This is a genomic window from Vibrio tapetis subsp. quintayensis (genome assembly GCF_030409945.1).
Lineage (GTDB): Bacteria > Pseudomonadota > Gammaproteobacteria > Enterobacterales > Vibrionaceae > Vibrio > Vibrio quintayensis.
Genome location: NZ_JAUFQV010000004.1, coordinates 17,531 through 44,517 on the forward strand (window position 1 = coordinate 17,531; position 26,987 = coordinate 44,517).

A 26,987-nucleotide genomic window follows, 5' to 3' on the forward strand; every position below is an offset into this window, starting at 1 on the left:
AAGATAAAGCATTAATCGTGATAACGGCCCAAGCATTGCCATTCGAATTCTAGGGTTTGTTTAGGGCTAAGTTCCAGCAAGCCAATGCCATTATTAAAGGCATCCGCAGGGCAAGTCATGGGTTCGATAGCGAGGCTTGATTCTGAACTTGGGGTATACAGCTGAACAAATGGGTAAGCGGAAGATTGCTGAAAATGCAATGAGGCGGAACCGTTTGAACGTGCAAGTGAGATGGTGGTTGGCTCGATACTTTCAAAGACAAAGCAGTCATTGAAGGTGCGGTCATGAAGCGAAATCGGTTGAACAAACTCATCACAATGAGCAAGTTCGCCATTGGGTAGGTCATCACTATGTAGCACTTGCTGGCAAGCTGGCATGCTAAGCAAGCAATCTGATAGCGAGGCATCAAGGGAAAAATAAGGATGCCAAGCATCGCCGAATGGAAAAGTGGTATCACCGGTATTTTCAACGCTTGTCTTGCAGCGCAACGTACCATCAAGCGAAACGTGGTATTCAATGTCTAAACGAAATGAAAATGGAAAACCGTCGCATAGCATTTTATTAGGTAAGGTTGACGTATCGAAACGCAGTCGAACCGAAGCCGAATGAGCGTCTGAATTTTGGGCGATGACTTCAAATGGTTGGTTGTACAGTAAGCCATGAACGGCGTGTTCAGACCAAGTAAAATTAGCCGGTAGCGAGTAGGTTTTCCCAAGGTAGTCGTATTCGCCTTTATTAAGACGATTTGGAAATGGGAATAGTTTTGCAGAGCGAGAAAAAAATGGGTTTTTACTGAGCAGTTCTTCTGCGCTGTGATAGCCAGCAATAAAAGAAAATGGGCTTTGGTTAACAATGTACTTATTGATGATAGCGCCAAAGCCGTGAAGAATTTGAACTTCGATACCATTTTCAATATTTTTTAATGTGATGCAGTCGATATTTCCAAATGTATTTTTAATTATTTTGAACATGTTAATACTCCAGTTGGAGTTATTATTAACAAAACAAAATTATAATTCAATCATAGGATTTAATTATGAGTAATAATATTCCTTACACAAGTTTTTCAGGAAAGTCACAATACTTGTGTGAGCAAGGGAATGCTGTTGAATTTATTCAGCCATGGTACATGCCAATATCAACCACACCAGAAAATACGGGGATGGCGATTGGTGGAATAGGAAATACGTTCACGTTAACAGCATTGGGAAATACCCCTAACTTTAGTTTTATCCCTGGCATATTCATAGATAACAACCAAAACACGATTAATTTTAATGATTTCTATGTTGCCGTGAGCGATGAGCATCAATTAGACGATCTGGCGATTTCCGATTTAGATGGTATGCATGAGTTCATGCGTTTTTATCCAGCCATTTTTGATGGAAGTGAGTTGGAGTTTAATGTAGAACTTACACCGAGTGAGCGAGCGAATTGCGTGTTGACCGCCATCACTCGAGCATTGAGTAGCGGTCAGTTTTATGGTCAAAATCAGGTCAATTTTGTTCGCTGGGACGTTGAATTTACCGGCAATACGCTGCGCAGCATTCAAGCGGACCCTACCTCTATCCGTACTCAAATTTTGGTTGCCCTCGATTTCTTTAACGGGCTTCTCGTTAACTCTACGACTAAAGCGATGTCGCTGACAGCACTGAAGCGCGTAAGTCTTGATGAATACAATATCGAATCTATCGATGCTGAAAACATCGACTACCAAGCCCTATACCCGATGGCGGAGTATCGATATGTGGGTATGCAAGGTATTGAAATTAAGCGAAAAGTGGTAAGCCCCATCGTAAGGGGGGATAAAAAACTGTGCTCGCTTCCCGTTCACTGGAATGACTTTACCGTTAAGAATAACAGCGCTAAAACTCAGTTAGTTACCTTAGTTCAGCCATTACGAAACCTACTTGGTTCTACGTACCAAAAGAGCCGCTCAGGTGTTCAAGATTCATGCTGCGTGTTGTCTGAAAATCCGATAAAACAAGTGCATAGCCATTTAGAGCTGCAAACTGAAGAGTCGGTTTTTACTGGTGTTAGGCTCGGCACAGATTCACCGTATTCCAGCGATATCGATGGTGAAATTGCTTATGGTATTCAAGTCAATCGCCACCTGACGGAACAAGGAAAACTGAGCTGCTCAGTGAAGCCTATGGTCTATCGATCTAATGAGCAAAAATCTGTTTATCAAACCTTGCACACTGGCCGATCAAACGGCTTGTTTGATGCAGGGATTTACACGCAACGCGAAGCCATGTCGGCCATGGTGTCGGTCCAAATAGAGTTGGCAGCTAATGAATCGATAGACGTGCGTTTTGTGCAGGTAATGGATCATAGCAAGATCATGCTTAAAGACTGGCTGAGTCAGAAAGCGTATGCCCAGTTTTATGACAAACAAGATCGTGTGGTGAACATACTTAACGATGTGTTGCCACAAATTGAATCCATTGAAGCGGCGATCGTCTCACAACAAAGCGAATTTCATGCACATTCACAAGCCAATATAGAATCAGACCAGTCGGCATCTCAATATTCTACTATGGCGATGAATACCTTATCATTTCTTGCAGAATCAACCGTTTGGGACGTAGAAGATAAGTTTCTAGTTAAAGAGTGTGTCGATTACCCATTCTTTAACTCGTTAGATGTGTATTTCTACGGATCTTATTCTTTACTGTATTTACTGCCAGAGTTGGATGGCTGTGTCATGCGTCATTTTGCGAAAGCAATTCTGGACTCAGACGAGACAACGCGCCGTTTTTGGGAATACGAAGACAAACCAAGCGCAGAATTAGTCGATGCCAAATACGAGGGCATTCGTGCTATTCGTGGTGCTGTGATCCACGATTTAGGCAGCCCTTTTGACATCCAACCCGACGCTTACAGTTGGCACAATGTGAAAGAATGGAAGGACTTAGCACCGAAGTACATTCTAATGGTATACCGCCACTACCAACAAACCGGTGATGTAAGCGTGATTGTTGATTGCTGGCAGGCTATTGAAGAAAGCTTACAGTATTTGCAAAGCCTTGTGGCAGAGGGCGATGCATTACCGCTGACTCGTGGCACCGACGATACCTTTGATAACTTGGCTTCCCACGGCATTTCTATTTACTGTGCGAGCTTATGGGCGGCGGGTTTGAAAGTCGCGGCTAAGATGGCAAAAATTGTTGAGCTAGACAATCTCGCGAGCCAATACCAACAACAATCAAAAGACGCGTTACAAGAACTTGAAGAAAGCTTGTGGGACGAAGAGAAAGGGTACTTTCACTTTTTCGTTACGCCTATTCAAACCAAGCATTTAACGGGTATTGGGTTTGAGATCCTGACTCAATTTGGTGTTATTTTAACTGGCGACAAAATTGCCGACAAAAACACGTTGAATCATTACCTAAATCAGGTGGACCCGAATCAAGAACTAGGTAAGTTGGAACAGCGTTTGTTGAAAAAACGCCAGCTCGTGGAAGCCGCGCCGTTGGCCTTTACGCCTGAGTATCAAGAAATACTTGTGCTGGATTCCGACAATAGCTTTGGTGATGCCTTGCTAGCAGACAGTTACCTAAAGTTGCTTGGTGATAACGGCCTGTTTAGCGAAGACAAAATCAGCCGAGCGTTAGACTATGTGTATCAGCAGAATTTTAAAGTCAATAGCCCACGCTTAGGTGTTGCAAACATGACACTTGCCGACGGGAACCCACACGAGGCATTTCAAGCACAAGATGTTTGGATAGGAGTGCAGTTCAGCGTGGCGACGGCTTTACGTTTGGCGGGTAAAGTTGATATGGCGATTAGCTTGATGGACACGGTGTACGATGCGTTGTATCAATGTGCCAAGATCCCGTTCGCTGCGCCAGAAGGCTTTAACAGTTCGGTTGCGGTTACTCAGTCTGATGTGATGGTTGCACTCAACATAAATTCAACCACTGCGAACGCTTGCTTGCAAGCATTGATCTCTAATCAAGATTTGTTGGTAGACGGACGCGTTTCACCGAACCTCAGTGACGATTTTTCTGTTTTCAGTGAGCTGCTATTGAAATCCTCTCCTCAACTAGAGTTAACTCAGGAAGATGCGAGATCGTTGCATGATCTGTTGCTGACCACCGGGTTGAAGTACACAGCAGGGCGCTACTTTAGGCCAGGCATGATTTTCGCTTACCTACCGAATACCTTGTGATGTAAAAATAACGAACAAGAACGCAAAAATAGCCACTAAGCAGTGGCTATTTTTTTGTCTCTATTTTGATTAAGTTAGGCTAGGTGCTCGAAGCAGCTCTTACATTATCTATATAAGTTTTATGTTATCGATACAGGGATTTGGTCGACTGCCTAACAATGAGATCAATCGGCGGTACGCGTGCATCATGGCGATCACCACTGAGTAAGTTGAGAATGGAGTTAGCGCATATGGTGCCAATCTCTTCTACTGGTTGGCGCAAGGTCGTTAATGCTGGGGTAAAGTATTGAGAAACAGGTAAGTCATCAAATCCGATGACAGAAACTTGTTCTGGTACTTTAATACCGTGTTCGGTTAACGCTTTTATTGCGCCGTATGCGGTGAGGTCATTAGCTGCAAAAATCGCGCTAAAATGAACGTTAGACTCAATTAACTCAACGGTTTTTTGGTAGCCCAGTTCTGAGCTGAAATCTCCCTCTTTGACCAACTTAGGGTTCACTTTGATCCCTGCTTCTTTGAGCGCTTTCTTATAGCCATTAAAGCGGCTACTTGAATCTGGTTGTGATGCTAAGCCTTTGATGTGAGCGATAGAGACATGGCCCATTTGCAGTAAGTGCAAAGAAGCGATGTAACCGCCTAATTGGTTATCAATACTGATGGATCGAACGTTCTCGCTTTCGATATCATAGCCAACGGCTATGGTCGGGATCCGCTCTCCAAATTCCAAGATTTGTTGCTTGGTAAGGTTGCCCGTAACGATGATGACCCCGTCAACGCTGCTTTTTTCTAAGTAATCTAATGCGTGAGCTTCTAAGCGTTTGTCCCAATTCCCGGTGGCGATGACAGTAGAATAACCCTGTGAAACAAGCATTTTTTCCATGTCGTTTAGAATACGTGAGGTATGAGGGCTATCTGGATGTTGCACCAATACACCTATCGTCATAGAACGACGGTTAGGATTTTTAGGTATTTGAAAGTGTGGCTTATAACCCAGTTGATTGATCGCATCTTCAATGTTTTGACTTTTCTTGTCAGAAACATAAGTGGTGCGATTTAAAAATCTAGAAACAGTACTCGGAGAGACGCCTGCAAGCTTGGCGACATCATATACCGTAGGAGTGCCTTTTTTCTTATTCATGGTTATTTATTATCTAAGTTCATGATGATTAAATATAGCTCGTTATGAGTGTTATTAGTACCAATTAGGCGATGAAATGAGATTTGTGCAAGGTATTGATTGGGATATTTAATCATTAGGAATATTTTTTAATTAATATGGTTATCAATTTGTATTTTTTTAATTTCAAGCAGCTTTAGCTATGAAAAATTGTTCTGATGATGAGGGAATTAGCTAAGGTGGTATCGGATAAATATCGGCATGAAACAGATTCATAGGCAGACATTGTTTCGATAATATAATCACGAACTTAATAATTATCACCTGTTACTGTCACAAACACCTTATCGCTCCATATACCATCGAACTTATCTACTTTATTTTGAAAGAAATCTTCACGGAGGACGTAGTATGAGTAATCGGTTTACATGGGTGATTATGGTTGGGTGCGTGTTAAATGCGCCCTCAATACTGGCTGAAGAAATGATCCGAAACGGGTTGTTTGGTAACGCAATGGATGGCTGGTGGAATGCCGGTGGTAGCGTTGCTATTGGTGATTCCGAAGTCTGTATTGAAATCGGTAACCCCGGCAGTAATACCTGGGACATCATACTAGGCCAAGGTGGGGTTGGGCTCGAGAAAGGTGAAGCCTATGAACTTAACTTTGATGCTCGGTCTAATATTGATACGCAAGTCAAAACTCTCATTCAACATGAGGGGCCTCCCTATACACACCACTTCGTCACCGATACGTTACTTACTCAGCAGCGTCAGTCGTATCACTACAAGTTCATTCAAGAAAATGACAGTGATGCAGGGGCTGAATTCCAATTTCAAATGGGGGCTCAAAAGAAAGCCACGATTTGTGTTTCTAATGTTTCACTGCAAGGAAAGCCGTACACTGAAACGGCTAAAATCTCTCCTATTCGGTTGAATCAAATTGGTTTTTTACCAAAATCGAACAAATTGGTGTTTATTGCTTCAGATTCAACCGAACCTCTTCGCTGGGTGATGAAAAATGCAGATGGCATTAGCACTGATATGGGGCGCACTATTCCTACGGGGATGAACAAGGCCTCTGGGGAGAACCTACATAAGATAGACTTAACCGCTTATACATCGATTCTGACTGGCCTATCGGTTGTGGTGGATGGCGAGAGTAGCTTCCCATTTGATATTAACTCCAGTATCTACCAGCAACTTAAGTACGATGCTTTGTCGTATTTTTATCAAAACCGCAGCGGCATTGCCATTGATAAGCAGTACGTGCAAAGAGACGATTTGGCCAGGCCCGCAGGTCACCCGAGCGATGTCGTAACGTGTTTTGACAAGCAAGATGCGTGGGGGAATCATTGGCCGGGATGCGACTTTGAAGTCGACGTTACCGGTGGCTGGTACGACGCTGGCGACCATGGCAAATATACGGTCAATAGCGGTATTTCAACGTGGACGTTATTAAACCTGTACGAGCGTGGTCTTTGGGTTAATGGTGCCAGCATGCCATTTGATGATGCTCGCATGCCCGAAGAAAACGATGGTGTGAACGGTTTGCTGTCAGAAGCGCGCTGGAACGTTGAATTCATGTTGGCAATGCAAATTCCCCCAGGCAAGCAAGTTTATGCACCTATTGGTGATCAATCGGCCAGTAAAAAGCTGACGCTGACAAAAATTGATGCATCTAACATGGCCTTTCATAAAGTGGCCGATGAAGCATGGACAGGTATGCCGCTGCCTCCACATAAAGACCCGCAAAAAAGGTACGTTGGTCAACCGAGTACCGCTGCAACATTAAACCTTGCTGCGATTGGTGCTCAATGTGCACGTATTTGGCGAGATATCGACGTTAAATTCGCGCAGCGTTGTTTGGCTTCTGCAGAGTCTGCATGGCAATCCGCCCAGCAACACCAAGATATTTATGCCTACAATAATTTCACCGGATCTGGGCCATACGACGATCTAGAATTGGCCGATGAGTTCTATTGGGCCGCGGCGGAGTTATACATAACGACAAGTAATGATGCCTATAAAGATGTCGTTCAATCTTCACCACTGTATCTAAACGTCCCTAAAGGCAATGTCGCGTCTGAAGGCGACATGTTTTGGCAATATACGGCGCCGCTAGGCACCATCAGTTTGGCCATTGTGCCCAATCAATTGGGAAGTGATGCCATTAAGCAAGCCCAACAAGCCATCATTGGTACCGCAGATAACTATCAGTCGCAAATGAAAAATGAGGGATACAACATTCCTTATAGCGTGACTCAATACCCTTGGGGTTCGAATTCCAATTTGGTGAATCGCAGTTTATTTCTGGTTTATGCCAATGACTTTACAAGCGATGTTCGTTACCTAAAATCCGCAGCAAGTGCGATGGATTACATCTTAGGCGCGAATCCAATCAACATCTCGTACGTTACCGGTTACGGAAGCAACTTTGCTAAGAACCCTCATCATCGTTTTTGGGCTAAAGCCGCGGACGAGAACTCTCCGTCTCCTGCTCCTGGTGCGCTTATCGGTGGCCCGAACTCCGTGAGTTTTAGTGACCCAATTGCAGCGAAGATGAAAGGGAATTGTGTCGGGCAAACCTGCTATCGAGACAACATCAATGCTTGGTCTCTCAATGAAATTACCATCAACTGGAATGCCCCATTAGTTTGGGTAAGTGCAGCACTTGATGAAGGGAAATTGAATCACTGAATCGCGAATAATTGAGTCGGGAATATGAGCGCTTTGTGACGTTGAAACATAGGCGTTGTTATTGTCATTAAAACAGCAGTACAGAGAATGGAATAGTTATGAATTCATCCAAATTTGCCCTTACCTATCATTGGCGTCATTCCATTGTAGGAAAGGTGTACCTTGGCTTTGCCATTTTGATTGCGGTTATGCTTATCTCGGCGTGGTTGAGCATTACCAGTAACAATAACGTCAGCAATAAGTTAGTGATGATTGAGCGTGATTCTGCGCCGGTATTACAATATTCATCGGAACTGACTATCAATTTTCTGAACATCAATCGGCGTTTAACGCCTTACTTGAATGTTGATTACATTGATGAATTACCCCCGTACAAGACAGAAATAGACAATGCTCTTTCCCAGTATTTTGAAACATTGGCGTGGTTTGAAAGACGAGCGGAAAAAGACTCAGAACTTGCCGTCTTCGTGAATGATATTGTTGCTAATAATCAACGGGCGTTCGGACACTTACAGCAGGTTATGACGCAATATGAGCACTATTTAGACGGTAAAGATGAGGTGCAAGATAAGCAGTCGCAGTTTTCGATGACCGCCTCTCAATTGGCCAGTCAGTTGAATCAACGAGTAAACCAAGCGGGCAGTACGCAGGTGAAGCAGGCTATTGAGCAGTTTGCGTCTCAAGTGAGCTTAATTGAAAGTCAGTTAAATAAAGCGTTTATGATGGCCGACTCTTTTGAAGTTAAAGCGGTCGAAAGACAAATGAAACAACGTAAAGAGCGTTTTGAAGATGCAGGTCAAGCATTAGATAATCTAGCCCCAGATCTATACTCTAACATCGAAACCACGGTTTATATCTTTAGTCAGCTGGTTTTTTCGAAAGACAGTGTATTGGCTATTTCTCGTCAACAAATTGAGAGTGCAGAATCGATGTCTGAACTCAATCTAGAGTTGGAAGCCGTGATTGATGTACAGCTAGTGGCGATTAGGGCCTTGTCTGATTATGCTCAAGCGATGGCCCAAACTCTTTATCAAGACTCCTATGCTCAGGCAGAGCAAGCGAAAGTCATGTTAGTCACGATCGTTGTAGCCTCAACCGTATTGGCCATTTTGATTGGTTTGATGATAGCGCAGTCGATCAGAAAGCCGAGTAAGTTGGTTAATAACACATTAGATAAAGTGTCCAACAAAGATTTGTCTAGCAAAGTGATATACAGCAAACGCAATGAATTTGGTTTGCTATCGTCGAAAGTTAACTTGGTGATTGAGCACCTTGCGGAGATGATCAATCAGATCAACCGATCTTCTTCTGAGCTGAATCATGCTTCGTTGGAAAATCAGCACACCAGTGAGGAACTGAAAGCCGCTATTCAGCAACAAGCCAATGAAACCATTCAAGTCGCCACCGCAATGGAGCAGATAGAATGCTCGGTAACGGAAATCGCTAACTCTTCAAGTTCGTCGCTGAGTTTAGTGAATGATGCGGTGGCAAAGTCGACCAGTGGGCAATCACAGATGAAGCAAAGCATCGAGTTGATGCAAGAGCTATCAGAACACTTAAGTGGCGCAACAGGGCTTATTGAACAAGTGGATCACGAAAGTCGCAGTATTGAATCGATCTTGGATGTTATTTCTAGTATTTCAGAGCAGACCAATTTGCTGGCCCTTAACGCCGCCATTGAAGCTGCGCGAGCCGGTGAACACGGGCGAGGTTTCTCGGTTGTAGCTGATGAAGTTCGGGTTCTGGCGGCCAAAACGACGCAATCAACTCGAGAAATTCAATTGAAAATTGAACAGCTTCAAGGGCGCTCAGGAGACGCTGTTGCAAAGGTTGGAGAATGTGTTGGGTATATGACGAAATACGTGAAGCAGTCGGACGGTGTTCATATGGAGTTGGTCGAAGTTCATCAATTACTTAATGAAATTGAACAGCAAAGCCATCTTATTGCTTCATCAACGGGACAGCATCAGCTTGCAGCAACGGAAGTGACGAAGAACATCAGCCGAATCCATGAGCTAGCAGATGCCAACGCAAACTTAGCGAATGCTCTGGCAAGCCATGGAGAACAACTTGAGGCCATGGCTCAACATCAGCAAAGTCTGACCGACTCTTTCATAACAGATGCTGCAAAAACGGCATAAGCCGTTAGGTAAAAACGTTAGATAAAGTCATTAGACAAGCCCGTTAGAGCCTGAATAACAAGAGACTACCGCAACGGTAGTCTTTTTAACGTAGCAGGCACAATGAGCTTATGAACAGGAGCCACAAAGAACATATACACTTTGCCGAATGTGTTCTTGACGTGAACAACACTGCTGGCGTGTAAGGTGGCGGTGCCTCCATTCGGCTCAATGAAAAATGAAAGCCGTACATCCAAATGTTTGTCTCTGTCTTCCAAAATTACTTCTTCATGGCTTAATGAGTATATGGAGAAGATCCCGAGCTGATCACCGATTTGATACTCATTACTTGGCTTGTCGGAGCTAAAGTCGGTCATTTTTCCCAAGTGTTTTAACCCCATCTTAGAAACAATTTGATTACGCAGCATCATCAGGCTATTGACCCAGCGCGGTGTGTCTTGGGCCATCAACATGTAGATTTCAAGAGCGGACTGATCTTCATAACGAATGTTGACGTTGTGAGTATCAGAGAAGTAGGCGTTATCAAGCATACTGCTGATCAAAGTGCCTTCCGGGATTGTCATAATACGTCCTTGTTATTGGTACCTATACAAAAATGGATGCTTACTATCAGATCAGTGAAGATCCAAATAGGCTAATTAGTGTCCAAAATAATACTAACATTTCAACAGTAATTAAAAACAAGAAAAATGAGAATCATTTGTAAGTGGGGGTGGGTTTATTTATGCTCTCACCACGAATTGATCAGAATAAGAATGAATACAATGAGTGGGCAACCGTTTTATGAGCACCTTTTTGAGCACTCAGTACAAGTGACTCCGTACTTGAAAGGGGCCATTAATTTCTCACCTAATGAGACTTTAGCCGGATCCACTATTCACGTTGATCTTCCTAGTTCCGAATGCATTCGTGAGCTTTATGAAAGTTTGAAGCGTTCTCACCCGGAAGCAGGGGCGCCATACTGGCTCACTCGGACATGGACTTTGCTTTGCTGGCAACCCGTCTATGTAGCATTCATTGCGATCTATGCGTGTCGGGGCCTACCACCACTTTCTACAATGGGTCAGCAGGTTCATCCTAACTTTGTAGCCGGATATCAGTTTGACTCTGATCACTACACGCAAGGTAGTGAACAAGAACTGATATTACAAGCTGGTCGGGAACTCAGTATTCTGTTCAAATATTATCAACAAGAGATGAGTGAATGGGTTCGGATTCGGCCGGGCTTTACTCGTCATCTTATCGCAGACGGCATACTCGGCTGTCTGGTTAAATTGAGCCAATTTTCTTCTAACTTAACCAAAGACTATCTGTTTGAACAAGCTAAACAATGGTTGATTGCCTGCAACTTACCAGAAAAGCTGATGGCTTCTTTGACTTACAACGAAGAATCAAAGCAGCTCAGCCTAGTGCGAACGAGTTGCTGTTTGGTGATTAAATGTGACGGCAGGAAGTTGTGCTTAGACTGCCCACGGCACCGAGACAATAAACGTTAAGGCAGCCCGCCTGTTTTGGCTGTTTCGGTATTTTCTGATAAGTAGCCAGTGGCAAGAATGAGAACAGAAAACGCGATGCAAAGGTAGATAGGGTAAAGTGGGCTAAGCGTTGACGTAAATGCCAGCAGTGATGCTAAGCCATACCCTATGGTATGAGACATAGAAATGTAACCGGCGACGGTAGCGGGAGCGTCGTTATGTTTTTCCGTTGCCGATGATGTGTAGGCGGGAACAAGCAGCGCTGCGCCAACAGAGGTCACAGCCATCGCAATTCCAAACCCCCAGATGCTAGGTAACAAGAAAAGCGCAAATCCTACGACTAAAAATATCCCACCAAAGCGGTACATAACAAACGGCGTTAACTTCTTCTTTTTTATCACCAAAGCCTGAGTGATGAACGTACACGCTGCACTTATCGTCAGCAATAGGCCAATGCCGTTGCTTAATTGTGCCGTAGACCAGCTCGTTACCGCTAAAATCAGTGGAGAAAAACTGTACTGAAGTAAGGCGATTGCGGCGCACAGCAATAGACCACTCATTAAGAAAGGCGCTAGCGTTCTTTGGGGAAGCCAAGGTGTTGGCAACGTTTGATCTTGAGGTTCAGCGTTCTTGTTAGGCGCGGGCAATAATAGTGTGGTGGCTAACGCAATACAGGGCAGCAAGATCATAATGATCAAAGGTGCGAACGGCGAGATCTTGAGTGCCAAGAGGGAAATGATTGGCCCAACTAAGCGACCAGCACTTAAGCCGATACTGATTGACGTAATTGCTTGAATACGGGCTTTATCACCACAAAGAAGAATCGCCCAATGCTGGCTTGCAGGAACCATCCCCGAAACCGTGCAGCCATAGATAATTCGAGCAACGATTAGCCCTATGAAGCATAGAAGATAAGAAGCTTCGCTATTTTTACTGGCAATCGCAAACCAGCACAGCAATGAAAAGCTGACCGCCATGCCAATAAGAGCCTGAATGATCACCTTTTTGGGGCCATGCTTGTCACTATAGCGTCCCCATAGGGGGGCTGATGGCAAAAACAGCACGCTGCCTATTGCGATGAAAACTGACCAAGTGGGCAAACTGAATGCCGAATGTTCAATAAGAAAAGGCAAAGAAATCAGTAGGCCGTTTTGGCCGATTCCCATCAATGCGGAAACCAGGCTGATGGCGATTAAGTGAAACCGTTTATTTTTTATAACTGACATAGGTTGTGGGTACTACAAAGTGTAAGAAAGCTCATTTATGATTATTTTAGGGTAATGATAAGCTTATTGATTATGTGAATTATTATCATTATAATTTTAATGTGATAACATTAACGTCTATTAGCCGATAACTCAACTTCGTATTTGATATGTACCAGCTTACCAATACATCTTTCGATATCGACGGCAAGACGATTCTTGCTCCGACGAACCTGACGTTTGAACCAAACCAGATAACGACCTTACTGGGTCATAATGGCTGTGGGAAATCCACATTGGTTAAGCTGTTAAGTCGACAAAATACGCCGACTCAAGGCCAAGTACTCTTCGATAATCAGTTAGTTTCTTCGTACAGTCATCTTGAATTTGCGCATCGTGTTGCTTACTTGCCACAACACCCACCAATCACTGATGGTGTGACGGTTAGAGAGTTGGCGTGCTTTGGTCGGTATCCTTGGAAAGGGGCTTTTGGGCGTTACAGTAAAAATGATTACGCCATTGTCGATGACGCCATTGAAAAAGTAGGCCTAAGCGCGTTCGCGAATCGATTTGTCGCAACTTTGTCGGGCGGTGAAAGACAAAGAGCTTGGGTTGCGATGTTGCTGGCTCAACAAAGCCAATGCATTTTGCTTGATGAGCCGACTTCCGCATTGGATGTGGCTCACCAACACGAATTGTTAGCATTAATCCGAGATCTCAATCAGTCACTAGGCTTAACGGTCATCATGGTGCTTCACGATGTCAACATGGCAGCCAAATTCAGCGATCAGTTGGTTGCGCTTCATTCCGGAAATGTGATTGCCTCTGGCACCCCAAAAAAAATGATGACCCCTGACACACTGATGCAAATCTACGGCATGGAACTCGCTCTATTTGAGCACCCCGAAACCGGGCAACCGATTAGCTACATCTCATAAATCCACAATCTTTAATCAAAAGGAATTTGTTGTGAAAAAGCTTATTACGGCGCTGTGTGCCGCCTTCACTTTCAACGTTTATGCGCTTGATGTAACACATGAAATGGGCACCGCTTCTTTCAATACGACGCCACAAAAAGTGGTGGCGTTAGACTGGGCTCTTACAGAAACAGTATTGAGCCTTGGGGTTGAGCTTGAAGGTGTTGCAGACGCAAAAGGTTATCAACAATGGGTTGTTGAACCTGCGCTGAATGCAGAAGTCATCGATGTGGGCTCGCGACGTGAGCCAAACCTTGAATTGCTGACAGAGCTTAAGCCAGACGTTATCTTAATTAGCGCCCATATGGCGGCGGCATACAATCAACTAAACAGCATTGCTCCTGTTCTGGTGTTTAGTATCTACAGTGAAAAGAAACAGCCGTTAGAATCAGCCAAATCAGTCACTTTATCGTTAGGTAAACTGTTCAACAAAGAGAAGCAAGCTGAACAAGTGATTGCACAAACAGATCAGCTGCTGAAAGATAATGGCGTGAAAGTACGAGCGTCAGAAACGTCTAATAAACCACTGTTGTTTGCCCGCTTTATCAATGACAAAACTCTGCGTATTCACAGCCAAGGCTCATTAGCTCAAGCCTCTGTTGATATTATGGGGCTTAAAAATGACTGGCAAGAACCAACAAATTTATGGGGCTTTAGCACCGCTGGAACCGAGAAGTTGGCTGAGCACCAACAGACAAACGTGATGATTTTTGGCCCCCTTAAAGATGAGCAGCGTGAGCAGTTGACTCAGTCACCGTTATGGCAACTTATGGAGTTTACACGTACGGACTCGGTCTATGAGCTTCCTGCTATTTGGACTTTTGGTGGACTTATCGCTGCGCAAAGATTCAGTGATCACATAGCACAACAGCTTACCGGACAAATCACAAAATAATAATGACAACCTCATCGCTCTCAATCCCATCATCTGGGCGGGTCAATTTAAAAACAGCAGCGCTATTATGCGCTGCTGTTTTGGTCATCGGCTCATTACTTCATATTACGGCACCTTACTCTCAAGGAATTGGGCTCATTTGGGATACCCTTTTTCATTTCGACGGGTCAAATTATCAACATCTCATTACTCAGTTAACCTATTTACCTAGGCTGACCGTGGCCTTAATTTGTGGCTTCGCATTGGCGGTAGCCGGGTGTGTGATGCAGTTCGTACTGCGTAACCCTATTGCATCACCGACTACCTTGGGCGTTTCTGCCGGGGCCGAACTTGGCATGGTATTGGGCATTCTATTGTTGCCTGCCAACGTGATTATTCCTGGGTTTGTTCCTGCATTTATCGGAGGTTGTCTTGCTACCGGGTTGGTCTTTGTCTTGAGTTCGGCAAGAGGTTTTTCTCCTTTACATATGGTGCTTGCGGGCATGGTGGTTAGCTTATTTTTGGGGTCGTTAAATACCATGTTGCTTATGCTGCATGAACAACGCTTAACTAGCCTGTTTGTTTGGGGGGCGGGGGCTCTGAACCAGAATGACTGGTCGAGTACTCAGGTTTTACTGCCGTTGGTTTTTGTTCCTACAGCTTTACTGCTGGTGCTGCAGCGTCCGTTAGCGGCGTTACAGTTTGGTGATAACGTCGCCACGTCACTTGGCGTCAATATTAAACAAGTGAAACTGTTGTGTTTATCACTGGCTATTTTTATTACCGCCGCCGTGGTCAGTGAAGTGGGTTTGATTGGCTTTGTTGGTATTGTTGCGCCTGCCATTGCTAGGATGTTGGGCGCGAGAACGTTGGCGAAACAAATCATGATCAGTGGTTGTGTCGGAAGCCTAATGCTATTGCTGGTCGATTTGGTGATTCAGCCTTTCTCAGGAGTTGGAGGGGAGCTGCTACCGACCGGAGCAATGACCGCACTGTTAGGGGCGCCATTCCTCTTGTGGTTGCTCCAAAGAACAAAGCTGCATTCAGATTTAAAAAGCCGCACGGAGCACACAGAGCAATACAAACTTGTTGATACACCCAAAATACTTATTGCTATGTCAGCGCTGCTTGGGCTTGTGTCTGTCCTAGCCGTAACGTTGGGCAAGAATCAATACGGATGGAGTCTGGAGCTAAACCAAGACCTATTTGATCTGCGTGTACCGCGAGTCTTGGTTGCTTTGCTTGCTGGTGTGGGGCTTGCGTTTGCGGGAACAATCATTCAACGGATTTCCAATAACCCCATGGCAAGCCCAGAAATCTTGGGGATTAGCTCTGGCGCGGCATTAGCATTAGTTTTGGGTACCATGTTTGGTACTGCTGTTGGCCGAGAGCAGCAAATGTTGCTCGGCACGTTTGGCGCGGTGGTGGTCACCGTATTGGTGTGGTTAATGGGCCGAAAACACAATTTCGCCCCTACACAAACCTTGCTAACCGGTATCGCATTGAGCGCAGGCTTAGACGCTGTGCTTCGAATTGTAATGAGTTCGGGAAATGACAATGCGACCGCGTTGTTGACTTGGCTCTCTGGTTCAACCTACTTAGTGGCTAACCAAGATGTGGTCTTGTTGGCGATAGGCGTTACTATTGTGGGGGCGCTCGCCCTGTCTTTACATCGCTGGATTGAGCTTATTGGCTTAGGTGACGTTGCAACAACCAGTATTGGCATGAACACCACCGCGGTACGTTTAGTGTTGCTTTTGTTAGTCGCAGCGCTCACCACATTGTGTACTATTGTTATCGGCCCTCTGAGTTTTATTGGCTTGTTAGCTCCTCATATAGCCCGCTCACTTCATCAATATCGAGCCATTCCGCAAATGCTCACCGCCGCCTTGTTAGGAGCCATCATCATGGTCACGGCAGACTGGATTGGTCGAACCCTGTGGTTTCCATGGCAATTCCCAGCAGGGTTATTGGCATCGTTGATCGGTGGCAGTTACTTCTTATACCTCATGAGGCGTTAAGCCTTGGCGGTCGTTGTATTGATGCCTGCGTTTATTGTGTTTTCATGGCAAAAACACAATGTATAGCAATGCACAGCGTTTGTGTTTACCATGGGGTTAAGAGCAATAACTATATTTAAGAATTTCATGGACATGACCGCAATTACCCAACTTCAACAAGATCTGTTATTCAAGGTTGTTGCCAGGCTGAAAGCAGAAAATGCCAGCGCCGGAAGCAGCTTGAACGAGTCCTCATTAGCGCAAGAATTTGAAGTGTCTAGAACACCGCTACGAGCGATGTTAACTCACTTATCTGCACAGGGTATTTGTAAGGCCGTTCCGTATAAAGGCTTTGTTTTGCAGGTTAATGCTGCCGACATCAACATTGAAAGTGGCGGCAGTAATGAGCAAGCTCGGCAAGAGCAGTTGTATCTGCGCGTGCTGATGGATCTGTTTTTTGGAGAACTTGGTGCGTCATTTTCTGAAAAAGACCTACAACAACGTTATCAAGCTAATCGAGGGGAAATACAGAGTGTATTGCGTCTGTTAGAAAGCGATGCCATCTTTCGCCGCAGTCCGGGCTACAAGTGGCAACTCGACGGTGTGTTGAATACACAGGAAAGGCACGCAGAGAGTTACCGATGTCGGTTAATCTTTGAGCCGGCAGGCTTACTCGAGCCCACTTGGAAGCTAGATCTCGTCAAACTTGAACATTGTCGAGATAGGCACACAAAGGCAATCGCCGAGCCAGAGTCCGTTACTGCAAGTCAGCTGTTTAGCCTGAGCGCCGATTTCCATGAACTTCTGGCAAGCTGTTCGGGAAACCGATTCCTATTGGGTGTGATGCAGCAGCAAAATCGCCTTAGAAAAGCGACGGACTTAGTATCAATGCACATTCAGTCGTCGGTGAGTCGTTCTTGCCAACGTCGGTTAGACATCATGGAATTGGTGTTTGATGGCGATAATCAAGCCGCAGCAACCAAATTGGCAGAGTTGCTCGAAAATGACATCCGAGTGATGAAACGCACCTATAAGGATGTGATGAATATTTCACAGCAACAACGTGAGAGCCTCATTAATAGTATTGCTGAAAAGTTAAACTAGTCTTAGTCAGTCAAGCGCTAGAAGCAGCCGAAATTAGGCTGCTTTTTTTCTCTCCAAGATCATTCGTTGATTTACTTTCTTTTAAAGAACATCACGTACTTTTAAATTAATTCTTTATAAACAATTGTTTATTATCATATAGCCCTCTTCGAATACCGCTCCCAAATCTATAACTCTGGCTTTATAAAATAAAACTGTATTTTCATATTGTTTTTTCGATACGAAAAAGCAATAATAATGATTCTTATTTAGAATAAGATTAAAGCAAAGTCTCTCAGAGCGATATCCAAACCATTGACGAGGTGCCTCGCACGCTAATGGGGTAGGTATTTAAAGTTAGAGCACAATCAAATGGTGTTGTGCCGCCTTTCATTGATCAATATAGAGAATAAAATGAAAACCGAAAAAGGACGTTTCAAGCTATCCACTGTTGCCCTCGCCGTTGCCGCAGTAAGCACTGTATTCACAGCTCAAGCGCAAGAGTCGGTATCTGAAGACAAAATGGTGGTCGTCTCTAGCCGAACTCCTAAAGCCATCAGTGATATACCTGGCACAGTCTGGTACATCGACTCTGAAAAAATCGAACAAGAATACCGTGGTGGCAAATCATTGGGAGAAATTCTTGCTGCAACGATCCCGTCTTTGGACATTAGCAGCGGTGGACGCACCAACTACGGCCAGAACTTACGTGGTCGAAAAATGTTGGTTATGATTGATGGCGTGTCACTGCAATCATCTCGCCAAATTAGCCGTCATTTAGATTCAATTGACCCATTTAACATTGAGCGTGTTGAAGTCTTGTCCGGCGCGACCTCTATTTACGGCGCAGGTGCGTCTGGTGGTGTGATTAATATCATTACCAAAAAAGCACAAAGCGATGATTTAGAGTTTGAGTCATTTGTTGGTGGTACGTCTGGGTTTAACTCCAGCGAAGATCTGGACTATAAAATCGGTCAGTCGATTGCGGGTGGAAACGAGCGTGTTCAAGCGCGTACATCGATTGTGTATACCGAAAACCAAGGTTTCTTTGATGCCAATGGCACCATTGTTACCCCTGATATTTCGCAAGGTTCGCTGCAATTTAACAAAACCGTTGATTTCCTGACGACGGTTGGCGTTAATGTTTCGGATACGAAAAAGCTGAACTTTTTGGCACAATACTACGACAGCCAACAAGATTCCCCATATGGGCTTTATATTGTGGGTCGTAACTTTGTGGATGTCCGTAAAGGGTTTGATTCCGATCGTGAACACGGAACAGAGCGAATCATGCTGAGTGCATCTTACGTGGATGAAGAGTTCCTTGGACACCAACTGATTGCCGAAGCGTCTTATCGTAAAGAAGACCAAACTTACACACCTTATTTCCAATCTTCTGGTCAGCAAATTACCGATGTCATTTCGTTAAAAGCAGCGCTTGCTAAAAACTTTGATAAGTTAAGCATCGTTTACGGTGTGGATGCGTATCAAGACAACCTTGATAGCAATCAAGCGCTTTATGATCCAACAATTGCCAATAACTCCGGTAATTTAACCAACAGGATCTATGCGAAAACCGGGCGCTATCCAGGTATTAGCGTGAGTTCCGTTGCTAGCTTTATTCAAGCTGATTACGCGCTCACAGATGATTGGTCTGTTGAAGGTGGGGTTCGCTACCAATACATGACGAATAAGATCGATGACTTTGTTGGCTATAAGCAGCAGAAGAACATCGCAAAGGGAAGTGGAAAAACCGCAGACGCCGTTCCTGGTGGAGAAACCAGCTATAGCGTTGGGTTGTTTAACTTAGGTACGATCTACCATTTGAATAGCGATTCACAAGTGTGGGCTAATTTCTCCCAAGGTTTTGATCTTGCGGATCCGGCCAAATACTATGGCCAAGGGAACTACACACTCGTTGGTGATCACTGGAAACTCAATGATAGCATCAACGTAAAAGACTCGAAGATGTCGGGTATAAAAACTAACAGTCTAGAGCTGGGTTACCGCATCGATACTGGAGATTTAAGTGTGCAGTCTGCGGCTTATTACTCTCAATCTGATAAGTCTGTGAAATACGATAAAAACACCTTACTTATTAAAGAGCTAGATGATAAGAAACGCGTTTACGGCGTAGAAGCTATGGCTTCTTATTGGGTGAACAATAACATTCAAGTGGGGGCATCGGGTCATTACGTTATTTCTGAAGTAAAGGGAGATAACGGCTGGGAAGATTTCACAGCAGGCAAAGCGAGTACGTCAAAAGCGAGTGCGTGGGCTGGTTGGTCTGATTCAGATCTTGCCGTCAAGTTACAAAGCCAGACGATGTTCAGTTATGAAGATGCCGCGAAGAAAAAATTGGACGGCTATACGGTTTTCGACTTGGTCGGAAGCTACCAATTACCAGTGGGCAGTTTAGGTTTCGGTATTCAAAACTTGTTTAATCAAGATTACACCACCATTTGGGGTCAGCGTGCGCAAATCGTTTACGCTGCTCACTATGACGCGGCAGCATACGATTATAAAGGTCGTGGCCGAACCTATACGTTGAACTATCAGGTTAAGTACTAAGAACCAGCAGTAAAATGTAGACGAAAAGAAAAGACACAAAACCCACCGACGCTGGTGGGTTTTGTTGTTTTAGGCCTTTTTATTGATGTTCACCACTGAATACACCACCAGAGCCATGCCGATCCCATGCCAAATGGTGAAAGCTTCACCCAGCAGGGTAATGGCAAATAAGGCGGTAACCGCAGGCCCTATGTTGCTCGTTAGGCTTAACACTGATGGCGTCAAACGTGCCATCGCTGCGGCGACAAAGTAGGAAGGCAATACCGTACAGAACAGGCCGATTGCGATGCCCATCCAAATTAACTCAGTAGACATGTCGGTAAATTGCACGCCTTGAATTTGGTATTGAGCCATGATCACAATACCGGCACTGCCCATCCCAACACTGGTAAACAGTTGCGCCCCCATCTTGCCAATGACTTTCTTGCTCAGCACCAGGTAAACGGCAAACACCAATGCAGAGCCAATTGCCATAATGCTCCCTAGCCACACCTGATAACCAAATGAGCTGAAATCATGTAACACAATCATGGCAACGCCAGCATAACCAAGCGCAATAGACGCGAACGTTCCTTTCCGTGGTGTTTCTTTCATGACTATCCAACTAATGAATACCACGAAAGAAGGAAACAAGAAGATCAACAGTCGCTCTAGTTGTGCTGAGATGTGTTCGAGCGCCAAAATATCGAGTAATGAGGCAAAGTAGTAGCCTAAAATACCAACAAGTGCAGCTTGCCAACCGTATTGTTGCAGCTTGTTGCGGTGGCCTATGTCTTTACACAGCCAAAGCAAAATTGCGATATAGAGGGGGAGGGACGACGCGGCTCGAAGACTCATTATCGTTGTAGCGTCACCACCTGCGGCATAGGCAAGCTTGACCAGTACCGGTTTGATGGAAAACAGCAGAGTGCCGATCAAGGCGTAGATGATCCCTGTTCGATAATCGGATGATTCTTGTGAGGTTGCCGTTGTGTCGTTCATTTATTACTTCCTTGAATGGTATTTAGTTTACTGAGTTCAAGGCTGTGAGATAAACGAAGTCCGGCTGTTCACTCACAGCCGGGTAGGAGTCACTCTACCGACTGATGGGCATAAGGAGGAGTAGCCAGAGTTGTAGAGATTGAACGTTCATAGGTGACTCTTTTTGGTGATGAATTTTTACACTAATGGATTGTAACGGATGAAGCAACCACTATTTTTGGCATCATCATGCGATTAAATTTGGTAGGAATGGATACGTTGTTTTGCATGCTATCGGCTTATTTTATCGATCCATTTTTCTGTGGTTTGTCTCGGGAAAAATAGGCATGCCAGATTCTACTGGCATTTCTACAGGTCAAAGACTTAACCGATAACCCAATCAGTAAGCTCTTCTTTAGCTGGCATTTTTTTATCAATTTGTCTACCCGTAGCGCAGTGGTAAGCCAAGCCTGCGAGTTGATTTTTAAACACACTCTTCATCATTGGTCGCATCAAAAATTGCCCCAATAACCACCCTAACGGTCCAGCTTTTACTTCAAATTCCGTGCTCATGAATAATTCACTTTGCTTGTCATTGATGGCTGTCACTTTGATTTCAGCTTGCATGCTTTTTAGTGGTAGCGTGTAATCTGAAAGTCGCAGTGCGATCTTTTCGTTTTGTCGGTATTCGATGATTTCTTCAACGAGGCTAGTTCCATCATGAAAGGTGCACTTTCGCTTGGTTCCGAGCCCTGATGTAATGTCGCCAATGATAGGAGAAGATTGAATGGTTGCGGCGAAACGCTCTAAGCTGCTGAAATCGTCGAGCACCTGCCAAATTTTGTCGGCGGGTAAGTTAACTGTGATGGTTTTTTCCGTGTAATGTGCCATGTTGATATTCCTTTTTTATGAGTGATGCGGTGTTAGTCGGCGGTTAAGCCTTTGATAATGACCTCAATCGAGCTTGTAAGATCTCGCTTAAAGTCCGGTCTGAGGGCTTGAAATTCTTCAAGCTGATAAATTTTTAAAAGTGCTTCATTGTGGGAGCCTGCTGCCCAAGAGTTTGCGGTGTCTGCATAACTCAGAGTTAAGAATTTAAACGCCTTTTCTCCCGCTATTTTTGGGTAGATTCTAGTGATCTCTTCGGCCAGTTGGAAAAGCAAAGCGATGGATAATCGCTTAAATTCAAGCAGTTGATCATAGGCGCTGTTTTTTTCAAGTGAGGTGAACATCAAGGGGGTTAGATCTAAAAACCTTGGATGTGCAACCAGAGTATTAACCCAATGAGATGCGAAAGTTTCTGGTTCTGCATTGGTCGTTAATGTTTTTAAACTTGTCATACAGTCTGTAAACCAATCATTAAAAAGCTCTGCGAATATGGATAAGAATATTTCGTCTTTCGAGCTGAAATAACGGTACATATTTGATTTCGTGAACCCTGCTTCCGCAGCAATATTATTAAAGCTGACGCCGTCATAGCCGTTTTGTTTAAAAAGCGTGAAAGCAGCCTGCGTGATGGCTTCTCGTCTTTGGTGTTTGGTTTCGTCGGTTCTTGCTCTTTGCCAGTTCATTATTATAAGTGTCCAGTGGTCTCTTATTTCTAATTTAAGAGACCGGTGGTCTTTTGTCAATGGCGAATTAGCAATTTAGTGGATAAAAAGTACGCTTGTTAAAATCGGCTATGTGTCATCAAGAATCGGATCATGCTTATTGTATGGTTTGGATTGAAATGGTAAAAACGGCATTATAGAGATGTTAAAGCTGGCGGTTTGTTGCTTCGTAATTTTGGAAAATTATGGCTCTGTCGTTAAACCCTCCTACGATATTGGAGACCAATACCTCGTAGGTGTCATGATGTAATACTCAAAAGGAAAAAAGATGATTTTTACTACTACAGAAAATATTCCTAATCGTGAAATTGAAGCCATTCTGGGTGTGGTAACCGGAAATGTAGTTCAATCAAAGCATGTTGGTCGAGACATTATGGCTGGTTTGAAAAGTATCGTAGGTGGCGAGTTAAAAGGTTATACGGAAATGCTTGGAGAGGCGAGGGATACCGCTATTCAACGGCTTGTATCCGAAGCGACAGATTTGGGAGCTGACGCGATAGTAGGTATCCGATTTTCTACCAGTGCAATAACGGATGGTTCATCTGAAATCATGGCTTTTGGAACGGCGGTAAAATTAAGGACTTAACGCAGCCTTAGAGGCAGCAACGGGAGTCAGTCCACCCCGCTACCTGCCGCTATAGGACAAGGTAGAACGACGTTTACTCGGTGCAGGGGGGATCGTGTTCGCTTACGTTTTGCTGGTGGTTCAGGGACTTCATCAGAAGACAAGCCACCACTTTCATCCAGATCTAGCGTATCGAAATCGTCAACTAATGGGCCCCTTAATTCGTCTTTCTGCAATTCGCCATCACCGTTTGTGTCCATTTTTTCAATGCTAGGTGGATCCATAGGTTGTCGTTCGTTAGCTGGGGTACAGAATCCCGCCAGTATCAGTCTTAATGAGAGGCTTTTTACTATCTAAAAACCTGCTCAGCCGGCTAACGCAACGCAACATTCCTTACGTGGTATTAATTGGAATGAGTGTTAGTGTGGTAGGGACGAAATGAGTCCCGATTACTTTATCAATGTCTTAATCACCTGAAATACACCAGCATCGCGGTTACTTGGTGCACTAAAGCGTGCATGCTGCTTTACGCCTTCATGGGCATTTTCCATTGCATACGAGTGATAACTCGCTTTTAGCATTTCAACATCGTTAAAGTAGTCCCCAAAGCTCATGGTTTGCTCAAAACTGAAGTCCATAGTTTGTTGCAAATGCTTAATAGCAGCGCCTTTTGAAGCTTGAGCGTTCATTACATCAAGCCAAATTTTGGCACTGATCACCACTTGATGGACATGACCAAACTTATCATTAATGCTGGGATGTACTTTTTCAGCAGAGCCATCAAAGTGACAAATAGCGACCTTGATAAAATCATCTTCAACACTTAGAAGATCTTTGACGTATTCACGACGATGGTAATATTTGGAGATTTCAGCAAGGGCCTGTTCGTCTTGAGTCTCAATGTAGGCGGATTGTTTACCGCATAAAACAATGTGGGCACCGTCTATCAGCCTAACTTGAGCGATGATCTCGTGAATCGCACGCTTTTCAAGTTCGCAACTGTATAATTCTTTGCCCTGATGCATGACTAAGGTGCCGTTTTCCGCAATAAACATCATCTCGTCTTTGAGGGGAGAAAATGTCTCACGTAAACTATGATATTGGCGCCCGGATGCCGCAGCAAAGACGATGCCTTGTTGTTTTAGCTTTGGATAAATTTGGAAGAATTCCGGATTGAGTTGGCTATTCTCGTCTAATAGCGTGCCGTCCATGTCGGCGGCGATGAATTTGATGGTGTGTTGCGACATTTAATCACTCTCTAAACAAAGGCCATTCCATTGTTTGCTTGAATAGCCAACAGCAAAGGCAACATCTTAACCAGACTGATAGAAATTGCCATGATCAAGAATAGGACAATGCACATTATTGGGCTTTTATGGCGGTTTAATATACGGGGAATTTAGAGTAACTTATTGATTTAACTTTAAAGGTTAGAGGGAGTATGGCATTGTTGAGTTATGAAACCTTTCTCGCCTTATCGCGATTTAACCTTTTGTTTAGTCCAAATGGGTTTAGTTGCTCACAACTATAAGCGCGCACTATGTTTACGAGGTAGAAATATGATTCTTTGGCCATGTATTTTCAAATTAGAGGGGGATTCTGAGCTACTGTATTTTGCCTCCGAACTTGAGCTGACCAATGAACTGAATGCTCTAATTTGGGATCAATCAGATCGCTTAATTGATAGTGATGGGCAGGGTTACGTGATCAGAGCGGCAGATAATGGCTACATGTTCGAACCGGAAAGTACTCAATTGTCTTTGGAGTCCGTAACAGCGTTAATTCGAGAGCATGAATTTTCAAAAGCCGAGATGTGTCTTACTAAAATACAGTTTCCATCGATTCAAGAAGCCATTATGTCGCTGGCGTTGGAAACATAGCGTTGCCATTTCAAGTTTTCTTCTTTAAAAAAAACAGGCACCGATTTAGGGTGCCTGTTTTGATTTGCGTTGCCTATCTAGCTTATCTTTACTAGAAGAAGCCTAGCGGGTTGACGTCGTAGCTTATTAGTAGGTTTTTGGTGTTCTGATAATGATCTAGCATCATTTTGTGGGTCTCACGGCCAATGCCTGATTTTTTGTAACCGCCAAATGCTGCATGGGCAGGGTAGGCGTGGTAACAGTTAATCCAAATGCGGCCTGCTTCAATATTGCGGCCCATGCGGTAGGCAAGGTTGGCGTCTCGGGTCCATACGCCTGCACCTAATCCGTATTCGGTATCGTTGGCAATGGCGAGAGCTTCAGCCTCATCTTTAAATGTGGTTACAGCGATAACAGGGCCAAAAATCTCTTCTTGGAAAACACGCATTTTATTATTGCCTTCAAGCACGGTTGGCTGAATGTAGAACCCTCCTCCTAAATCATCACTCTGTTGTGCGACTTCGCCACCGGTGAGCACTTTTGCCCCTTCTTGGCGGCCAATCTCTAGGTAGCTTAGGATCTTATCAAATTGCTCTTTCGAAGCTTGGGCGCCCACTTGGGTGTCGGTATCTAGTGGATTGCCTTGCTTGATGGTTTGCGCACGCTCTACAACCTTAGCCATAAACTTGTCGTAGATGGATTCATGAACCAAAACACGAGACGGACAGGTGCAGACTTCTCCTTGGTTAAAGAACGCGAGTAACATGCCTTCAATACATTTACTTAGGTACTCATCTTCGTGATCAAACACGTCTGGGAAGTAAATGTTAGGCGACTTGCCTCCGAGTTCTACAGTCGAGGGAATTAAGCTCTCTGCGGCGCATTTTAAAATGTGATGGCCAATTTCAGTGGAACCAGTAAACGCGAGTTTTGCGATGCGATTGCTGGTGGCTAACGCTTGTCCTGCTTCACTACCAAAACCATTCACAACATTGAGTACGCCAGCAGGAATAAGGTCACCAATTTTTTCCATCAAAACCAAAATCGAGACCGGAGTTTGCTCGGCTGGCTTAAGCACAACACAACAGCCAGCCGCCAGTGCAGGGGCGAGTTTCCACGCGGCCATGAGCATTGGGAAGTTCCAAGGAATAATTTGGCCTACCACACCAACAGGTTCTGGAAAGTGGTAACTCGCGGTATTCACGTCAAGCTCTGCTGCGCTGCCCTCTTGTGCGCGAATACAGCCTGCAAAATAGCGAAAATGATCAACCACTAGCGGTAAGTCAGCGGCCAATGTCTCACGAACGGGTTTTCCGTTTTCCCACGTTTCAGCTACTGCAAGCTCTTCAAGGTTTTCTTCAATACGGTCGGCAATTTTTAACAAGATGTTAGAGCGCTCAGTCACGCTGGTTGCGGCCCAACTGGCGCGAACAGCGTGCGCTGCGTCTAACGCGAGTTCAATATCGGCTTCAGTCGAGCGCGCAATTTGGCAAAAAGCTTCGCCGTTAACGGGAGAGCTGTTACTAAAGTACTCGCCATTACTTGGTTTTACCCATTCACCACCAATGTAGTTATCGTAGTGGGATTTGAAATTAATGACGGCGTTGTCTTTACCTGGTTGCGCATAGATCATGGAGAGTTCCTTCCTTTATTGAATCTCAATTTCTTTGATATCTGAT

21 protein-coding genes are annotated in these 26,987 nt (G+C 44.5%); 11 read left to right on the plus strand and 10 right to left on the minus strand.

What is annotated here, in order from left to right:
• Window positions 1-11: 11 nt before the first annotated feature.
• Window positions 12-971 (minus strand): aldose 1-epimerase, encoded by a 960-nt coding sequence (locus tag QWZ04_RS00675; protein WP_290324019.1) that lies wholly within the window; start codon window positions 969-971, stop codon window positions 12-14.
• 65 nt (window positions 972-1,036) lie between these two features.
• Here QWZ04_RS00675 and QWZ04_RS00680 point away from each other — a divergent pair, with 65 nt between their 5' ends.
• Entirely contained in the window at window positions 1,037-4,174 is a 3,138-nt protein-coding gene (locus tag QWZ04_RS00680) for a GH116 family glycosyl hydrolase (RefSeq protein WP_290324021.1), read from the plus strand.
• Between the two features lie 124 nt (window positions 4,175-4,298).
• Here QWZ04_RS00680 and QWZ04_RS00685 read toward each other — a convergent pair whose 3' ends face one another.
• A complete protein-coding gene (locus QWZ04_RS00685) occupies window positions 4,299-5,312 on the minus strand; it encodes a LacI family DNA-binding transcriptional regulator (RefSeq protein WP_290324023.1) in 1,014 nt (337 codons plus the stop codon).
• Window positions 5,313-5,702: 390 nt separating this feature from the next.
• On the opposite strand from QWZ04_RS00685, the gene QWZ04_RS00690 reads away from it, so the two are divergent.
• Together QWZ04_RS00690 and QWZ04_RS00695 are read left to right on the plus strand one after the other, a co-directional pair.
• The gene (locus tag QWZ04_RS00690; protein WP_290324025.1) at window positions 5,703-7,988 is read left to right on the plus strand and encodes a glycoside hydrolase family 9 protein; all 2,286 of its coding nucleotides are present in this window, start codon (window positions 5,703-5,705) and stop codon (window positions 7,986-7,988) included.
• 98 nt (window positions 7,989-8,086) lie between these two features.
• Window positions 8,087-10,129 carry a methyl-accepting chemotaxis protein gene (locus QWZ04_RS00695; protein ID WP_290324027.1) on the plus strand — a complete coding sequence of 681 codons (2,043 nt, stop codon included), beginning with the start codon at window positions 8,087-8,089 and terminating at the stop codon, window positions 10,127-10,129.
• A 65-nt stretch (window positions 10,130-10,194) separates the two neighbouring features.
• Here QWZ04_RS00695 and QWZ04_RS00700 read toward each other — a convergent pair whose 3' ends face one another.
• On the minus strand, window positions 10,195-10,692 hold the full coding sequence (locus QWZ04_RS00700) for a DUF2867 domain-containing protein (RefSeq protein WP_290324029.1): 498 nt from the start codon (window positions 10,690-10,692) through the stop codon (window positions 10,195-10,197).
• A gap of 201 nt (window positions 10,693-10,893) precedes the next feature.
• Between QWZ04_RS00700 and QWZ04_RS00705 the strand changes: the two genes are divergently transcribed.
• Window positions 10,894-11,625: a siderophore ferric iron reductase gene (locus tag QWZ04_RS00705; RefSeq protein WP_290324079.1), complete on the plus strand. Its 732-nt coding sequence runs from the start codon at window positions 10,894-10,896 to the stop codon at window positions 11,623-11,625.
• On the opposite strand, the gene QWZ04_RS00710 is transcribed toward QWZ04_RS00705, so the two are convergent.
• Complete coding sequence (locus tag QWZ04_RS00710; protein ID WP_290324030.1) at window positions 11,622-12,830, minus strand: MFS transporter; 1,209 nt, start codon at window positions 12,828-12,830, stop codon at window positions 11,622-11,624. The genes QWZ04_RS00705 and QWZ04_RS00710 overlap by 4 nt on opposite strands.
• Window positions 12,831-12,979: 149 nt before the next feature.
• Between QWZ04_RS00710 and QWZ04_RS00715 the strand changes: the two genes are divergently transcribed.
• The 5 genes from QWZ04_RS00715 (at window position 12,980) to QWZ04_RS00735 (ending at window position 20,314) form a co-directional block, all read left to right on the plus strand.
• Window positions 12,980-13,747: an ABC transporter ATP-binding protein gene (locus QWZ04_RS00715; RefSeq protein ID WP_290324032.1), complete on the plus strand. Its 768-nt coding sequence runs from the start codon at window positions 12,980-12,982 to the stop codon at window positions 13,745-13,747.
• Window positions 13,748-13,778: 31 nt separating this feature from the next.
• Complete coding sequence (locus QWZ04_RS00720) at window positions 13,779-14,681, plus strand: ABC transporter substrate-binding protein (protein WP_290324033.1); 903 nt, start codon at window positions 13,779-13,781, stop codon at window positions 14,679-14,681.
• 2 nt (window positions 14,682-14,683) lie between these two features.
• Window positions 14,684-16,681, plus strand: coding sequence for a Fe(3+)-hydroxamate ABC transporter permease FhuB (fhuB, locus tag QWZ04_RS00725; protein ID WP_290324036.1), 1,998 nt, complete (start codon window positions 14,684-14,686; stop codon window positions 16,679-16,681).
• 126 nt (window positions 16,682-16,807) lie between these two features.
• Window positions 16,808-17,764 carry a GntR family transcriptional regulator gene (locus QWZ04_RS00730; RefSeq protein ID WP_290324038.1) on the plus strand — a complete coding sequence of 319 codons (957 nt, stop codon included), beginning with the start codon at window positions 16,808-16,810 and terminating at the stop codon, window positions 17,762-17,764.
• Between the two features lie 393 nt (window positions 17,765-18,157).
• Window positions 18,158-20,314 carry a TonB-dependent receptor gene (locus QWZ04_RS00735; protein ID WP_290324040.1) on the plus strand — a complete coding sequence of 719 codons (2,157 nt, stop codon included), beginning with the start codon at window positions 18,158-18,160 and terminating at the stop codon, window positions 20,312-20,314.
• Window positions 20,315-20,383: 69 nt separating this feature from the next.
• Here the strand turns inward: QWZ04_RS00735 and QWZ04_RS00740 are convergent, their stop codons facing one another.
• From QWZ04_RS00740 to QWZ04_RS00750, 3 genes are all read right to left on the minus strand, one after another.
• Window positions 20,384-21,295, minus strand: a complete 912-nt coding sequence (locus QWZ04_RS00740) for a DMT family transporter (RefSeq protein ID WP_290324042.1) — start codon at window positions 21,293-21,295, stop codon at window positions 20,384-20,386.
• Between the two features lie 363 nt (window positions 21,296-21,658).
• Window positions 21,659-22,165 carry an SRPBCC family protein gene (locus QWZ04_RS00745; protein WP_290324045.1) on the minus strand — a complete coding sequence of 169 codons (507 nt, stop codon included), beginning with the start codon at window positions 22,163-22,165 and terminating at the stop codon, window positions 21,659-21,661.
• 32 nt (window positions 22,166-22,197) lie between these two features.
• The gene (locus QWZ04_RS00750; protein WP_290324047.1) at window positions 22,198-22,845 is read right to left on the minus strand and encodes a TetR/AcrR family transcriptional regulator; all 648 of its coding nucleotides are present in this window, start codon (window positions 22,843-22,845) and stop codon (window positions 22,198-22,200) included.
• A gap of 307 nt (window positions 22,846-23,152) precedes the next feature.
• Between QWZ04_RS00750 and QWZ04_RS00755 the strand changes: the two genes are divergently transcribed.
• Window positions 23,153-23,470: a heavy metal-binding domain-containing protein gene (locus QWZ04_RS00755; protein ID WP_290324049.1), complete on the plus strand. Its 318-nt coding sequence runs from the start codon at window positions 23,153-23,155 to the stop codon at window positions 23,468-23,470.
• A 26-nt stretch (window positions 23,471-23,496) separates the two neighbouring features.
• Here the strand turns inward: QWZ04_RS00755 and QWZ04_RS00760 are convergent, their stop codons facing one another.
• Together QWZ04_RS00760 and QWZ04_RS00765 are read right to left on the minus strand one after the other, a co-directional pair.
• Window positions 23,497-23,733 (minus strand): hypothetical protein, encoded by a 237-nt coding sequence (locus QWZ04_RS00760; protein ID WP_290324051.1) that lies wholly within the window; start codon window positions 23,731-23,733, stop codon window positions 23,497-23,499.
• 165 nt (window positions 23,734-23,898) lie between these two features.
• On the minus strand, window positions 23,899-24,696 hold the full coding sequence (locus tag QWZ04_RS00765; RefSeq protein ID WP_290324053.1) for a Cof-type HAD-IIB family hydrolase: 798 nt from the start codon (window positions 24,694-24,696) through the stop codon (window positions 23,899-23,901).
• A gap of 312 nt (window positions 24,697-25,008) precedes the next feature.
• On the opposite strand from QWZ04_RS00765, the gene QWZ04_RS00770 reads away from it, so the two are divergent.
• Window positions 25,009-25,329: a DUF4144 family protein gene (locus QWZ04_RS00770; RefSeq protein WP_290324055.1), complete on the plus strand. Its 321-nt coding sequence runs from the start codon at window positions 25,009-25,011 to the stop codon at window positions 25,327-25,329.
• A 91-nt stretch (window positions 25,330-25,420) separates the two neighbouring features.
• Here QWZ04_RS00770 and exaC read toward each other — a convergent pair whose 3' ends face one another.
• A complete protein-coding gene (exaC, locus tag QWZ04_RS00775) occupies window positions 25,421-26,941 on the minus strand; it encodes an acetaldehyde dehydrogenase ExaC (protein WP_290324057.1) in 1,521 nt (506 codons plus the stop codon).
• Window positions 26,942-26,987 lie beyond the last annotated feature (46 nt).